A 13514-nucleotide genomic window follows, 5' to 3' on the forward strand; every position below is an offset into this window, starting at 1 on the left:
GTAAGTCTTACTTCGTTCTGTTCGCGCTAATGTAAGCCGCCATAGTTTCGATAGATTGGAAAATTGTTTTTCCTTCCTTCGGATCTACTAATTTAATTCCGTAATCTTTATCTAAAATCACGATCAATTCAAGCGCATCAATCGAGTCTAAACCTAAACCGTCTCCAAACAAAGGATCGTTATCAGCAATGTCTTCGATCGTGATATCTTCAAGGTTTAAAGTCGTAATGATTTTATTTTTTAATTCTTCTTTTAATGCTTCCATGATATTTATTGTATAATGTATTGATAGTTTCGTTTGTATATTTTTCGTTTTCTTCCTTGCCGATCGTGCAAAGAAAAGCCTTATAATTATCATTAAAAAATTCAACCCAGCCACAAAGAACTGTATCCGCTTTATTTGTGTTTAACAAAATCTCCGAATAGTTCCACAAAAACTCAGAATTGAAAGCATCAAATATAAAGAAAGAATTTTCACTTTTTAGCTGATGGCGGATACTTATTTCGCCCAAACATATATTTGGGAGTGTATACACAAAAACCGCCGGACTCGGAAAATAGTTTTCTTTGTCTGAAATCGATTCCTGATATTTTACATCGGTATCTAAACTTGAAGATTTATTGGCCAAAACCAAAGCAATATTATTTTCCTCTTCATTTGAAGTGATCGGACTCAAAAGCAATTCTGATCCTAAAAAAGCCAGTTTGCTCAAAGCATCCATTTTGAAAAACTTAGGATATTGCATTTCAAAATTACGGTAGGCCTGTTTAGAGAAATCAGCAAAATCTGTCGGTTCAATTTTGAATACAGAAGTTCCGTTCAAAACAATTTCATTGTTTTGGATGGTGATGTAGGATTGTATATAGGTTTTGTTTTGAGCCATTATTATTATTATAAAATTCTATTAAGAAACCCAGGTGTCAACAATTTTGGTAATATGCCATTTTCCAGATTTATTTTCAATTGTAATTTGAAATCCTTGCCCACATTTTCCTCCACCGCATGAAGCACCTGCTTCTAAAATTCCTGATGTTTTATTTTTATTAAAATGAATTTTATGAATTGTAATAGTGCCAACTGGCATTTTGCTTTTTTTATCATTTATATCCCAATATATTTCCTCAGGAAATTTAGAGGTATATTGAAAATCAAATTTTTTATTTTTTTTGAATGGTGCGAGATCAAATTTTTCATCATTGATCCCATTGTTGACTATAAAATCATGAACACCAATTAGAATTCTATTTTTATCCTTTTTAATGCTGTCTTGTTCGATTTGATATCGTTTCAATTTGCCATGATAGCCAATAGTATCTTCTTTATTCGTTTTGAAGTCTATTTTTGGCATTGGTGGTGGGGACATAGTTCTCCTATCCATATAAATAGAATCTACAATTTCGATAAAAATACTATTTAAAACCTCTTTTTCAAATTCAGATTTAGTCACTTCTTTCTTCTTACATCCGAAAGATGAGAGAAGAACTAATGTTATAAATATGAATTTTGATAGTTTCATTTTACTTCATCTTTTCAAAAACCACAGCCGTATTACAACCTCCAAATCCAGAAGCTGTCTTCAAAAAATATTTAATAGTCGCCTCTTCATTTTTCTCAATCACATTGATAGGTTCACTAACGCCGATTTCATCAAAACCTTTCGATTCAAAAAGTGTATTTTGATTCGCAGATTCAATCGCGATTACTGTTTCCAATAGTCCCGAAGCGCCTAATGTATGCCCGTAAAATCCTTTTAAACTATTTACTGGAACGTTTTGTAAACCCAAACGGCTGAATGCAATGGCTTCCATTTCATCGTTAAATGGTGTTGCGGTTCCGTGTGCTGAAATATAATCTAATTTATTAGCTTCAATTTGAGCTTCTTTCAACGCATTTTGAATACTTCTAAACAAACCTTCACCCGTTCTTGAAGGCCCAGAAATATGATTCGCATCGTTTATCGAACTGTCTCCAATTACTTTTATTTTTGCGTTTTTGGCTTCCGCCGAAACTAAAACCGCTGCCGTTGCTTCACCTAAACTTACTCCAGTTCTATTTTTAGAATACGGTTTGCAAGGCAGATCGCTCATGGCTTGAAATGCATTAAAACCTGACAAAACAAATTCTGAAACTTCGTCGCCAGCAACCACAAAAACATTGTCATAAAGTTCAGACTGAATCATTCTTTTAGCAATAGAAACGGCTAAAATTCCAGAAACGCAGGCATTTGAAACTACAATTGGCTGTGTTTGAAAATGGAAGAAATCGGCAATGTTTTTTGCTAAAACATCTAAATGTGCGTTATTAAAACTTTTTTCAGAATTGTCTTTTAAAGCCGTAACATTTCCTTTTGTAGTAGAAAGTATAAAAGCCGTTTTTGAATTTAATTTAATTCCTGAATTTTTGATAATCGGCTCTAAAGCCAAAATCATCATTTTCTCTAAACGGGAATATTTGTCGTCAGGGCTGATTTTTGAAAAAGCACTATTTATTTTTTCATCAGAAATGATAGAAGCATAAAACGAATTTGGCATCAAAGAAATATCATTGTGAATCTGAATACCAGAATCACCGCGAAGAATCGCTTCAATATTGGACTCAACATCAAAACCTAACGGTGTGATACAATTTGTTTCTGTGATGTATATTTCTCTTAACATTTTATGATCTCGATTTCTCCTGCAAGGTTTTTTAAAACTTTGTAGGTATTTTATTTTAAAGCCTCATCTTAAAAAAAGGTTTCACGCAGATTTTTCAGATTAAGCAGATTTTATGTTGTTTTTTATTCCTGCAAGGTTTTTAAAACCTTGTAGGTATTTTTATTTAAAGCGTCATCTAAAAAAGCTTACACGCAGATTTTGCAGATTTTTATGATTTTCAATTTATACCTACAAGGTTTTGAAAACCTTGCAGGAAACGGAAAACTAAAATAAATTCGTGCTAATTCGTGAAATCCGTGTTCTACTTCAATAACCCCACTTTTCGTTTCCATTCCTCATAAAAAGGCGGATTCGTAAGCATTAAATTTCCTTCTTTATCTAAAAAAACCTGAACGGTTTCTCCCGTACACGCTACTTCACCTTTTTCGTCAATAATTTTAAAACGATAAATCATTTTGGCTGCGGGCGTGTCAACAACTGTTGTTTCAATTGTTACGACATCGCCGTAGCGCAAAGACAATTTATGTTCGCATTTTGATTTTACTATTGGTGTTGTGTAACCTGTATTTCCAATATCCAGATAAGTAAGTCCGTGTTTACGTCCAAACGCTTCTCGTCCATCTTCAAAATAGGTAATATAATTGCCGTGCCAAACAATTCCAAGCGGATCAGTTTCGTTAAAACGAATTCTGATTTCGTGAGAAACGGTTAAGTCTGTGGCTTCGTTATACTGTTCTTTTCTTTTTGTCATAAAATAATGCGATGGATGTTGTGAGAATGAAAAACAAAAATAACAAACTTATTTTTGGAATGATTTCGAGGAAAGAAACGTTACGAAGTAAAACGTCATAAAAAGCGTCTAATCCCCAGTTCATTGGAGATGATTTGGCAATAATCTGCATGATTTTCGGCATGGCAAAAACCGGAACCCAAACGCCTCCAATTGCGGCTAAAATGATCACACTCGTTGCACCAAACGGAGCTGATTGTTCCTGAGTGCTCGCAACGGTTCCTAATAAAATTCCGAATCCAATTGCGGCGAATCCTGAAAATAAAGCGACAACGCTCATTAAAGCTAAATGTCCTTCAATATTTAAAGACGGAAGTCCGATTGATGGAAATAAAAACACTGCAACTGCAACCATCATATAAAACTGAATCATACAAATGATCAAGTAGGTAATGGTTTTGCCAATAATCACTACTAAGTTAGAAACGGGATTGGTTCTTAGTCGAACAAATGTTCCCTGCGATTTTTCTTTTACAATATTAATGGATAACGGAATCACGATAAAAAATATCGCAAAAAGTGTCCACGCCGGAACATTATGCTGCACTGAGTTTGGGCGAACTTCTTTGTTGTTTATTTTCGGAATTATTTCTTTAAATGAAATGAAACTTTTTTGTTCAAATTGCGCATTTCCTTCTCCAAGCTGATTTTGAAAAGTCGTGTAAATTGATTTGGTTTCAATCTGCGAAATCATTTTGTCAATAGAACTCATGACCGCATTTTTGAAACTCATTTGAACCGCCGGATCAAAATACAGTTTTACTTCTTTTTCTTTTATAATTCGTTGAGGTTCGCTGGCTGCCGTACTATCCGTCATGCCTAAACTGCTTACAATTTTTTCGACATTTTGATCAACTTTTGCCTGTAAATCAGAACTTAAATTTTCTGGAATTACAATTGCCAATTGAAATTTGCCTTTGTAAACATTTTCTCTGGCAACATCTTCTGTAATCGTTTTGTCGTCGATTTGTGTAACAACGCTAAACAAATCGCTTTTTTCTAAATTATCAAAAACAGTTTTAGAAACAGAACCTTTGTCGTTGTCAACCAATAAAATCGGGATTTTAGAATCGCTGACTTTTTTAAAAGTACTGTCCTGGATTAAAGTAACGGTAATAACCAAAACCAAAGGCATAATAAACAGAATAATCAAACCGCCTAAATCGCGTTTAAGCAGCAAAAATTCTTTTACGATAGACATCCAAATTTTATATATCATCTCTCAGGTCTTTACCGGTTAATGAAATAAAAACGTCTTCGAGATTTCGGGCTTCTTCAACAGAATTGATTAAAGTTGAAGGTGTTCCTTTTGCGTAAATTCGGCCTCGGTCTAAAATGGCAAGATTGGTGCAAAAATCTTCGGCTTCAGCCAAATGATGCGAAGTATAAATAATAGTTGTTCCTTTTTCGTTCAACACTTTGAGATAATCTATAATGGCATTTTTAGACTGAACATCAACACCAACGGTTGGTTCATCTAAAAATAAAACTTTTGGTTTGTGCAGAATTCCGGCAATTAAGTTGACACGGCGTTTCATTCCGCCCGAAAAGGTTTCCACTCGTTTATCAGCAAATTTTAGTAAACCCAAAAGATCTAAAGTTTCGATTACTTTATCTTTTAAATCAGAACCTTTTAAGCCGTACATACTTCCAAAATAATGCAGGTTTTCGCGGGCTGTAAGAGTAGGGTATAAGGCATATTCCTGAGGAACAACGCCTATGATTTTTTTGATTTTTGAAGAATGATGCTGATAATCTAAACCATCAATTGAAAAATGTCCCGAAGTTGGTTTAACCAATCCGCAGAGCATGGAAATTAAGGTTGTTTTTCCGGCGCCATTTGGACCCAGAAGACCAAAAATCTCTCCTTCATTTATATTTAGCGAAACATTGTTCAAAGAATACTGGTCGGCATCTTTGTACTTTTTCGAAAGTGATTCTATTTTAATTATGGATTGCAAAATATCTTAGCTGATGGCTTTTTTTAGTTTTTTGAAAAAGATTTCTTCTCTGTTGGCAATGTCCAAAAGTTCATCGGCAATGGTGTTGTAAGCGTCTTCTTTGGCACTTCTGTTTTTGTAAATTCTGGATGCTTCAACAGCAAAATCTCGCCATGAATCTCCAATTTTTGTCATTTCTTGAGAAAGTGTTTTCAATTCTTCATTATTTAAAATAACCGAAGCTTCCTGTAAAAATGCCGCGTAAATAAAACGGAAACCACCGCCTCCAGTTCCAATTTCTTCCTGCATACGAACCATTTGTGCTAGATAATGATTGGCTTTTTTGGTTCCATGTTTGATTGGCCATTTTCTAATTTGCTTTGAAACAAATTTGATGCCTCGAACACCAACAATTGGCATTGGCGCAAGCATATCGCGACAGGTATTTTTGATTCCTTTAATGATGGCACTTTTCAAATCAACGTTGCTTGGAACCTGAATTGGATAATACATTTGACCGCGAGGTGCAAAGGCTCCTTTTGCAAAACGAACTTTATCTAATTCTTCGTGCGTTAAAGTGGTTACGGTTTCCATAACAGGATCGCTCACTAAATAATCGGTTTCGGTTTTTCCGTATACGACTAAGTTGTGTGCGTTGAAATGAAAACGATATTCGTCAGGAAAATAACTTAAATTATAAACGCCGACTTGTAATCCGGTTGGGATATTGTTTTTTAAATTTTCGTCTAAAGCTTTATTTGCATTTGCAACAGAAGAAAATTTTTGTCTTTTTATTTTAAGGTTTAAACGATTGGCAACTTTATTGAAAATCTGTCCAGGCAAAGTTCTATAACTTATCGCAGGCGCATAATTGACTTTTATAAAAGGCAGATATACAAAAAATAATCCGGAGCCTATACCAAAAACCATCGGTTCGCTGATGTTTAGTCCGCTGTTTTTTAGCAGATTCGACGCTACTCCATTCTCACAATGAGCAGACTGATGATGTGTGAAAGATAATTCCATTATTTGGTGATACTGTTTTTTAATTCTTCAATTGATACTTCAAAGGTATCCGCATATTTCTTCAAGATTTTGTCGTTTAGTTTGGCAAAAACTTCAGGTTTAAAATGTCTTTTTACGCGCCATTTCCACATTCCGACATAACTGGCTAAAATTGTAAGATCCATTTTGTTGACTTCCATAAAATAAACAATCGGACTTGCTTCACCACTTAAAACTTGTTGTTTAGCTTCAGAAATACGCTCGTTTATTTCATCGATAGAATTCGATAATGCAATTGTTTTTGGCTCCCAGCCAGTACTTAAGGTTGTGGTGTAATTGCCATTTTCATCAGTTGCGTACAAAAGCTCTTTGACGTTATTTTTTGTTAAGTTACTTTTATCTTGAGGTACTTTATCTTTTTCCATAGTGCTAATTTAATTTATTAGAAACATACAGATAGAAACTATACATAAACTAATTATTAAAAATCCGAGATTTGCGAATGCTAAAATTCGCTGTTTCTTCACAAATAAATAAATCATTTCTATTAGTAATCCCAAATAAAACATTTGAGTGATTAAAAAAAGCATGATAAAAAATCCTAAACCGCCATCTACATGTTTATGTCCGTTTTCGTCGCAAAGTTTATGAGGGTCGTAAGTAAAATGCCAAAATAAGAAAACCAAACCAAGTAAAAGAATCAAAATTCCGATTCGAATTACTAGATGCAAAATGATTTTTTTTGAATTATCCAACCGAAACTGTTTTTTGAATAAACAAGTTAATTTCGCATTCTAAAAGTATCTGGTCTTCGACAGAACTTTTACAGTTCATCGTGCATAAAGTGTAATTGTCGCCAGCGAATTTTGAAACTAAATCTGCTTTGGTAATTATGGTATTGCCGACTTTTGGCAGCGCATGAATTTTTACATTTTTTAAGGCACTGATAAATCCAATTACATTTACGTTCTCATTTTCTGTTCCGTCTTCGTCAAAAAAGTATTTTTTTCCAACAATGGCCGAACAGGTCTGCGCCGTATTTTCGATTAAACCGGCTTCGATAAAAACATTATTTTCAACAAAAATATTGTCTTCTTTTATCAAAAAAATGGTTTCTACGAAGTTGGCATCAATGTCCAAAATCAAATCTACCATAAGCATTGGTGCTCGGTGCGGTAAATAATTTTGTATGTCAACTCCAGTATTCACGATCATAATATTATTTTGCTAAAACAGTTTTCATCTGTCCGTTTGCAATTTCTTCATTATTTAAAGTTGTCACGATATTTACCAAAGTAATCCCTGCAAATTCCTGCAGAATGGTTACTTCAGATTGAATGGTGTCGTTAAGTTCTGGAAGTCTTTTTATTTCAATTTCTTTAATAGAACCGATGTATCCCGTTGGTGCAGTTTCATTTCTTAAAAAAAACTGATAACCAGTATGCAGGGCAACAGATTGTGCCATATGTTCTATTAAACCAGCTTCTAGAAAAGTATTGTTGTTTACGAAAATATTATCCTGCTGAATTTTCAAACCCGAAACCAAAGAAGTTTCAGTATAAGAATGCATAGCATCTACCATTACAAAAGGGAACTTTTGCGGCAATAAATTTTCTACAGTTTCTTTTTCTAAAAGTGCCATTGTTTCCATTTAGCAAACTGTTAAATACGCATATGCGAAAGAAAATCTTCCGCTTTCTGGAACTGATAAAAGAATGTGATCTCCTTTTTTCAAATTCCCTGAATTCATTAATTCTTCTAAAGCCAGATAAATTGAGGCAGAACCCACATTACCAACTCTCGACAGATTCATGAACCATTTATCATCACTCATTCCAATTCCTTTCTCTGTTAATCCTTTTTTCAATCCTTCCACAAAAAAGTTAGAAGAAACGTGAGGAATAAAATAAGTAACGTCGTCAGCCTTGATATTGTTTTTGTCCATCGCATCTTTCATGCTTTCGGCACCTTTTGACAAGATAAATTCGTCTAATAATTTAACGTCTTGTTTGATAGAAAAAACAGATTCGTTCAACCATTGTTCTGGTGCGTAATCGCTCCATGATTTGATTTCTCCGTTTTCTAATTTATCACCTCCGGCGTACATGCAGGTTTCTAATTCGTAAGCATACGAAAAAGCTTCCATCCATTCTATTTTTAGTGAAATTGGGCCTCTTGGTTTATTTTCTAAAAGAAAAGCACCAGCTCCGTCAGATAACATCCAGCGTAAAAAATCTTTTTTGAAAGCAATAATTGGCTGTTCTTCCAGACTTTTTAAATTGTCTGCTTCGTGATTGTATTTTTGGGCATTCAGCCAGGTTGAAACTTTTTCTGATCCTGTGCAGATTGCATTTTTTGAATTTCCAGAGCGTATGGAAAGAAAACCAAATTTAAGAGAGTTCATTCCAGCGCAGCAAACTCCTGTTGAAGAGTTTAATTCTACCGATTTGTTTTTTAATAAACCATGAACCATCGCAGCGTGCGAAGGCAGGAAAATATCCGGAGTTGAGGTTCCGCATGAAAGTACTTCTAAATCCTGAGGCGTAAAATCTTCATCGAATAACGGTAAAATTGCATTTTTTGTTAATTCGGCATTGCTGTGAGTGCTTTTTCCATCTTTATCAACAGCATAATATCGGCTTGTAATTTTATTATTGCGCAAAATAATACGTCTTGCTTTTGAGGCAGTATCGTTGATAAGTCCTAAATAGGCTTCCATTTCATCATTAGAAACAGCGTCATTTGGCAAATACTTTGCAGCTTTTGTAATATATACTTCAAACATAATCTAAATTTCGTCTTCTAAACTCCTTGATAATATTGAGTTTCCTTTTTTATAGTTTTTAACTTAAGCGGATAGGTAATAAGGTGCAATATATACACTATTGGTGAAATTAACCATATCGCAAGGAATAAATAAACATTAAATACTTTAAGAAGCTGTTTTCGGTTTTTTTGATTTTTATAAATGATATTTGACCATTTATTGAAAATTTTATTGGCTGTTTTGTCGACAGTCACTAAATACGAACTTATTTTTACAGCTCCAGCTTCGACTAATTTTGGCTGTAAATTAGCAAAATTGCTATTGTTTAAGGAATCTAATATGATTTCTCCAAACTGACTGGACTCTTGTATGTCTTTTTCTGAGACTCCTGGCAAAGGAAAAATACCGAGATACTTTTTCTTAACACCAGAAAACATCCATTCTACAATTGTTATTACGCTGATTAAATTTCCAACGCGGTCGACCAAAGCTACGTTTCCAACTAAATCTGCATTTGCTTCTTTTAGTAAAACTTTAATTTTTTCCTGCGCCATAATCCACATGTTTCTAGAACCGCTGATTGTAACAACATGTGTATTATTTAAAATTTTCTTCGCATCATCACTTTTTAAAAATGAATTAATCGGAATTGATGGCGATAAATACCAAACCTGATAATGAAAAAGTACCAAATCAAATTTTGTATTTAAAATTTCTTCTGGTACAGGTTTTAATGCTGTCGGAATCTGTAAAAACGACTCTGGAAAAGCATCAAAAAAAGAATCTTTATTCCACGGAAAAGGAAATGGTTTTTCTAATTGTATTTCGTGAAAAGTGAGATTTATATTCTCTGAGTTTAGAAATGGTTTTGCAATGTTTCTTGCAATAGATTCCAGTTGCCCCGACTGAGAATAATAAATTATGAGAACATTTTTCATTTTGGTTTTTTCGCTTTGGTGGTTAGCAAAAATAGGTAAATTTATTTAAACGAATTTTCTTATTTGATGCGCAAAGTTTTGTTTGTCGCTAATTCCTGAATTTTTTACCATTTGTAGTTAATTGGGTTTAACTTCCAAAAAATGATTTTTAGTTTTTACCACAGATTAAAAGATTTGTAAAAATTATTTTTTCAAAAAAACCTTAGCAACTTTTAGCCTTTGCAGCTATGAATCTTTAAAAGCATTCCAAAAATCGAAATAATTAAACCATTGAAGGGGATATTTTTTTAGAATACTTTCAACGCTTTTTACGTATTCTTTTAAAAGTGCTTTTTCGTCGCGGTGTTTTACTTCTGCTTCTCTTGCATATAAATGATAATGCAGATTGGGCTCTTTCATTACATAAACAAAAACTACAGGAACTTTAAGTCTTGAAGCAATTAGAAAAGGACCAGCTGGGAAATTTGCTTCTTTTCCAAGAAAGTTTTCAGATAAAGATTTGGTGCCTTCAAAATAACGATCACCAGTAAAACAAACCAATTCGTTATTGGCCAAAGCAGCATTGATCTCAAAAATATGAGACAAATCTTCTTTAATGATGATAAATTTAACGGTTGGTTTTTGGGTAACGGTTTCTAAATAATTCTTAATCGCAGAATGTTCTAAATCTGTAGTGACTAGATTGATTTGGAAATCAAGATCTATTTCTCCAAAAAAATGTTCTGCAATTTCGAAATTTCCGACATGCGCGCTAATCAAAACGCCGCCTTTTTTCTCGGCAAGGAGCTTTTTAAGCGTTTCGATTCCGTCAAATTCGTAAGTGAATTTATTTCTGAGACCAGCAGAAATCGAAATTTTATCAATAATAGTCTGTCCAAAAGTGTAGTAACTTTTGAAAACCATTTTCTTAGATTTGAAACTGGAATATTGCAGCCTTTCTTTAAAATAATAAAAAATGGCTCTGTTGCTTTTTCTTAGAAATAAAAAATAATAGGAAGCGACAAAATAAAGTAAGACATAAGCGGCTTTGACACCCGCTTTTTGAATCAAAAAAACGAATATTTTATAACCTAAAACTGTTCCTTTTGATTTGCCATCCCATTGACTCATTAAACAGCTTTGGCTTTTAGTTTAGTTTCGATTAGGTCATAGAAATTCTGAAAAGTAGCAATTCCGACAAAATCAGCTTCAACCAGTTTTACACCAAAATTAGATTCGATAGAAACGACTAGATCAACATAATCTAAACTGTCTAATCCAAGTGTGTCTTTTTAAATTAGCATCTGGTTCAATATCGTCATTGTCTACTTCAAATTCATCAACCAAAAAACCATTAATTCTTGCTATAATCTCTTCTTTATTCATCGTTCAATTTAAACTTTTTAACCACCAACGCAGAGTTGGTTCCTCCGAAACCGAAAGAATTGGACAAAAATATGTCAAATTTTTTGTTTAACGTAGTTTTAACTAAATTTAATTTTGAAGCATCTTCATCTGGATTTTCCAAATTGATGTTTGGAGCAATAAAATCATGCTGCATCATTAAGGTAGAATAGATTATTTCGCTGGCTCCTGCCATCCAGCATTCGTGGCCTGTCATTGATTTTGTAGAACTTACAGGAGGATTTTTTTCTCCAAAAACTTCAAAGATAGCTTTTGCTTCGTTTGCATCTCCAACAGGTGTTGAGGTTGCATGAGCGTTTATGTATTCAATGTCCGAAGCATTTAATTTTGCATCATCAAGTGCACGTTTCATTGCTGTTGCAGGCCCTTCAACGTTTGGAGTTGAAATATGCCCGCCGTTTGAAGAAAATCCGTAACCGCCGATTTCTGCAATAATATTGGCACCTCTTGCGATTGCAGACTCATAACTTTCAAGAATCAAAGTTGCGCCACCGCCACTCGGAATTAATCCGTCACGATCTTTATCAAAAGGTCTTGAGGCTTTTTCAGGATCGCTTTCTCGGTTAGAAAAAACGCCAAGTCCGTCAAAACTGCTCATGGCATATTTATTAATTTCCTGTGCACCGCCGGTAATTATAATATCTTGAAATCCGCTTTTTATTAAAAAATAGGCTAATCCGATGGAATGCGAACCACTTGCGCAGGCTGCACTCACAGTAAGATTGATACCGCGAAGTTTGAAAATCGTCGAAAGATTCATTGTTACGGTAGAATTCATCGATTTAAAAATTGCTCCAGAACCAATTAAGGCTGTGTCTTTTTTTTCTCGTACAATATCTGTTGCATCAATGATTGCTTTAGAAACGCTGTCGTTTCCGTACATAATACCCACTTCATGCTCATCAAAAAAAGCATCATCAATATTTGCATTTTTCAATGCTTCTATAGTTGCCATATAAGCATACTCGGTCTCTTCACCAATGCTCATACGCTGTCTGCGAGTCAGTAAATTTTTTAAATCGGCTTTCGGAACCATTCCTGTTAAAGCTGATTGGAAACCAAATTCTTTACGTTCAGAATCAAACTGAATACCAGATTTTCCTTGGTATAGTGAATCTTTTACTTCGTCTAAAGAAGTTCCGATACAAGAATAAATTCCCATTCCAGTAATTACAACTCTTCTATTCATCGTCTTTCAAAGTAATTTTTTATCCTTAAAGTGTAATTTTCTATGTTTAAAATCTTAAAATAATCTCGCAAACATACTATTCTTTAAGAATATATTCCGCCGTTTATATTGATAATTTCTCCAGTAATATAGCTTGCTTTTTTAGAAATCAAAAAGCTTACCAAATCTGCAACTTCTTCGGCTTCTCCAAAACGATTTACCGGAATCAGCTTTAATAATTCTTTTTCATCCAGCTCACTTGTCATATCAGTTCTGATAAAACCAGGGGCAACAGCATTTACTGTAATATTTCTTTTTGCCACTTCTTGAGCCAAAGCTTTTGTTGCTGCTACAATTGCGCCTTTTGCTGCCGAATAATTGGTTTGTCCTGCAGTTCCTTTTACTCCAGAAACCGAAACCATATTTACAATTCGGCCATATTTATTGCGCAGCATTTTTTGAATAAAAAATTGTGTCACATTAAAGAAACCGTTTACACTTGTATTCAAAACGCCGTTCCAGTCTTCTGGAGTCATCCACATAAAAAGCCCGTCTTTTGTAATTCCGGCATTGTTTACAATTGCTTCAACTAATTTTTCAGGATTTGCTTCCTGCCATTGCGTTAAAACGTTTTGTACTTGTTCAAAATTAGAAACATCGAAACCTAAAATTTCTCCTGTTGCGCCTAATTTTTGTATTTCTTGTAATGTTTCTTCGGCAGCTGTTTGATTTGAATGATAGTTAATCAGAATATGATAATCAGATTCTACGGCTAGTTTTTTACAAATAGCACTTCCGATTCCTCGCGAACCGCCTGTTACTAATACACACTTCATAAGTGAAA

17 protein-coding genes and 1 pseudogene are annotated in these 13514 nt (G+C 34.1%); all 18 read right to left on the bottom strand.

The window, feature by feature from the left end; all coding sequences use genetic code 11:
- Positions 1–7 precede the first annotated feature (7 nt).
- Positions 8–265 carry a phosphopantetheine-binding protein gene (locus QE431_RS22275; RefSeq protein WP_012023174.1) on the bottom strand — a complete coding sequence of 86 codons (258 nt, stop codon included), beginning with the start codon at positions 263–265 and terminating at the stop codon, positions 8–10.
- Complete coding sequence (locus QE431_RS22280) at positions 234–884, bottom strand: 3-oxoacyl-ACP synthase (RefSeq protein WP_307300403.1); 651 nt, start codon at positions 882–884, stop codon at positions 234–236. The genes QE431_RS22275 and QE431_RS22280 overlap by 32 nt, the downstream gene beginning before the upstream one ends.
- Positions 885–905: 21 nt before the next feature.
- Positions 906–1517 carry a hypothetical protein gene (locus QE431_RS22285; protein WP_307300405.1) on the bottom strand — a complete coding sequence of 204 codons (612 nt, stop codon included), beginning with the start codon at positions 1515–1517 and terminating at the stop codon, positions 906–908.
- A 1-nt stretch (position 1518) separates the two neighbouring features.
- Positions 1519–2658: a beta-ketoacyl synthase N-terminal-like domain-containing protein gene (locus QE431_RS22290; RefSeq protein WP_307300407.1), complete on the bottom strand. Its 1140-nt coding sequence runs from the start codon at positions 2656–2658 to the stop codon at positions 1519–1521.
- Between the two features lie 301 nt (positions 2659–2959).
- Positions 2960–3409: a thioesterase family protein gene (locus QE431_RS22295; RefSeq protein WP_057115534.1), complete on the bottom strand. Its 450-nt coding sequence runs from the start codon at positions 3407–3409 to the stop codon at positions 2960–2962.
- Positions 3384–4667 (bottom strand): ABC transporter permease, encoded by a 1284-nt coding sequence (locus QE431_RS22300; protein ID WP_307300409.1) that lies wholly within the window; start codon positions 4665–4667, stop codon positions 3384–3386. Before QE431_RS22300 ends, QE431_RS22295 begins: the two co-directional genes overlap by 26 nt.
- Entirely contained in the window at positions 4657–5409 is a 753-nt protein-coding gene (locus QE431_RS22305) for an ABC transporter ATP-binding protein (protein ID WP_307300411.1), read from the bottom strand. Before QE431_RS22305 ends, QE431_RS22300 begins: the two co-directional genes overlap by 11 nt.
- 6 nt (positions 5410–5415) lie before the next feature.
- Entirely contained in the window at positions 5416–6414 is a 999-nt protein-coding gene (locus tag QE431_RS22310) for a BtrH N-terminal domain-containing protein (RefSeq protein ID WP_307300413.1), read from the bottom strand.
- A complete protein-coding gene (locus tag QE431_RS22315; RefSeq protein ID WP_281867068.1) occupies positions 6414–6818 on the bottom strand; it encodes a hypothetical protein in 405 nt (134 codons plus the stop codon). The genes QE431_RS22310 and QE431_RS22315 overlap by 1 nt, the downstream gene beginning before the upstream one ends.
- A 9-nt stretch (positions 6819–6827) precedes the next feature.
- Positions 6828–7124 (bottom strand): hypothetical protein, encoded by a 297-nt coding sequence (locus QE431_RS22320; protein WP_241774319.1) that lies wholly within the window; start codon positions 7122–7124, stop codon positions 6828–6830.
- 16 nt (positions 7125–7140) lie between these two features.
- Positions 7141–7608, bottom strand: a complete 468-nt coding sequence (locus tag QE431_RS22325) for a hypothetical protein (RefSeq protein ID WP_057115540.1) — start codon at positions 7606–7608, stop codon at positions 7141–7143.
- A 4-nt stretch (positions 7609–7612) separates the two neighbouring features.
- The gene (locus QE431_RS22330) at positions 7613–8044 is read right to left on the bottom strand and encodes a hypothetical protein (protein ID WP_057115541.1); all 432 of its coding nucleotides are present in this window, start codon (positions 8042–8044) and stop codon (positions 7613–7615) included.
- On the bottom strand, positions 8045–9178 hold the full coding sequence (locus QE431_RS22335; protein ID WP_281867071.1) for a beta-ketoacyl-ACP synthase III: 1134 nt from the start codon (positions 9176–9178) through the stop codon (positions 8045–8047).
- Positions 9179–9195: 17 nt separating this feature from the next.
- Positions 9196–10098: a dialkylrecorsinol condensing enzyme DarA gene (locus tag QE431_RS22340; protein WP_307300422.1), complete on the bottom strand. Its 903-nt coding sequence runs from the start codon at positions 10096–10098 to the stop codon at positions 9196–9198.
- Positions 10099–10323: 225 nt separating this feature from the next.
- The gene (locus QE431_RS22345; protein ID WP_307300425.1) at positions 10324–11208 is read right to left on the bottom strand and encodes a lipid A biosynthesis acyltransferase; all 885 of its coding nucleotides are present in this window, start codon (positions 11206–11208) and stop codon (positions 10324–10326) included.
- Positions 11208–11463 (bottom strand): annotated as a pseudogene (locus tag QE431_RS22350) (acyl carrier protein). Before QE431_RS22350 ends, QE431_RS22345 begins: the two are co-directional and overlap by 1 nt.
- Positions 11456–12691 (bottom strand): beta-ketoacyl synthase, encoded by a 1236-nt coding sequence (locus QE431_RS22355; protein WP_057115546.1) that lies wholly within the window; start codon positions 12689–12691, stop codon positions 11456–11458. The pseudogene QE431_RS22350 and the gene QE431_RS22355 overlap by 8 nt, the downstream one beginning before the upstream one ends.
- An 83-nt stretch (positions 12692–12774) precedes the next feature.
- Positions 12775–13506 (bottom strand): 3-oxoacyl-ACP reductase FabG, encoded by a 732-nt coding sequence (fabG, locus tag QE431_RS22360; RefSeq protein ID WP_057115547.1) that lies wholly within the window; start codon positions 13504–13506, stop codon positions 12775–12777.
- Positions 13507–13514: the final 8 nt, after the last annotated feature.

This window comes from Flavobacterium sp. SORGH_AS_0622 (genome assembly GCF_030818825.1).
Lineage (GTDB): Bacteria > Bacteroidota > Bacteroidia > Flavobacteriales > Flavobacteriaceae > Flavobacterium.

Coding starts and splice junctions, on each gene's coding strand:
- QE431_RS22280 (WP_307300403.1), bottom strand. CDS start 884: ATGGCTCAAAACAAAACCTATATACAATCCTACATCACCATCCAAAAC.
- QE431_RS22335 (WP_281867071.1), bottom strand. CDS start 9,178: ATGTTTGAAGTATATATTACAAAAGCTGCAAAGTATTTGCCAAATGAC.
- QE431_RS22355 (WP_057115546.1), bottom strand. CDS start 12,691: ATGAATAGAAGAGTTGTAATTACTGGAATGGGAATTTATTCTTGTATC.
- QE431_RS22340 (WP_307300422.1), bottom strand. CDS start 10,098: ATGAAAAATGTTCTCATAATTTATTATTCTCAGTCGGGGCAACTGGAA.
- QE431_RS22295 (WP_057115534.1), bottom strand. CDS start 3,409: ATGACAAAAAGAAAAGAACAGTATAACGAAGCCACAGACTTAACCGTT.
- QE431_RS22325 (WP_057115540.1), bottom strand. CDS start 7,608: ATGATCGTGAATACTGGAGTTGACATACAAAATTATTTACCGCACCGA.
- QE431_RS22330 (WP_057115541.1), bottom strand. CDS start 8,044: ATGGAAACAATGGCACTTTTAGAAAAAGAAACTGTAGAAAATTTATTG.
- fabG (WP_057115547.1), bottom strand. CDS start 13,506: ATGAAGTGTGTATTAGTAACAGGCGGTTCGCGAGGAATCGGAAGTGCT.
- QE431_RS22290 (WP_307300407.1), bottom strand. CDS start 2,658: ATGTTAAGAGAAATATACATCACAGAAACAAATTGTATCACACCGTTA.
- QE431_RS22285 (WP_307300405.1), bottom strand. CDS start 1,517: ATGAAACTATCAAAATTCATATTTATAACATTAGTTCTTCTCTCATCT.
- QE431_RS22345 (WP_307300425.1), bottom strand. CDS start 11,208: ATGAGTCAATGGGATGGCAAATCAAAAGGAACAGTTTTAGGTTATAAA.
- QE431_RS22315 (WP_281867068.1), bottom strand. CDS start 6,818: ATGGAAAAAGATAAAGTACCTCAAGATAAAAGTAACTTAACAAAAAAT.
- QE431_RS22300 (WP_307300409.1), bottom strand. CDS start 4,667: ATGATATATAAAATTTGGATGTCTATCGTAAAAGAATTTTTGCTGCTT.
- QE431_RS22275 (WP_012023174.1), bottom strand. CDS start 265: ATGGAAGCATTAAAAGAAGAATTAAAAAATAAAATCATTACGACTTTA.
- QE431_RS22310 (WP_307300413.1), bottom strand. CDS start 6,414: ATGGAATTATCTTTCACACATCATCAGTCTGCTCATTGTGAGAATGGA.